Annotated in this window: 1 protein-coding gene; it reads left to right on the top strand. The window is 68.4% G+C overall.

The window, feature by feature from the left end; translation table 11 throughout:
- On the top strand, positions 1-234 hold a 234-nt coding region (locus SB751_RS35495; protein WP_410749673.1), incomplete at both ends, for an alkaline phosphatase family protein.

Genomic DNA, 234 nt, shown 5'->3' on the forward strand with positions numbered 1-234 from the left:
GCCTACGCCGGCTTCCCGCCCGCGATCCGCAACGCACTGGCCATGCCGGCCGCGTATCGCACCGGCACGATTCGCGACGTCGAACACGTCGTGATCTTCATGCAGGAAAACCGCTCGTTCGATCACTACTTCGGCGGGCTGCGCGGCGTGCGCGGCTTCAACGACCCGCGTCCGCATCTGCTGCCGAACGGTGCGCCGGTGTGGCAGCAGCCGCCGGCGTCGGTGTTCACGAAG

The organism is Cupriavidus sp. SIMBA_020 (genome assembly GCF_046535395.1).
Lineage (GTDB): Bacteria > Pseudomonadota > Gammaproteobacteria > Burkholderiales > Burkholderiaceae > Cupriavidus > Cupriavidus campinensis.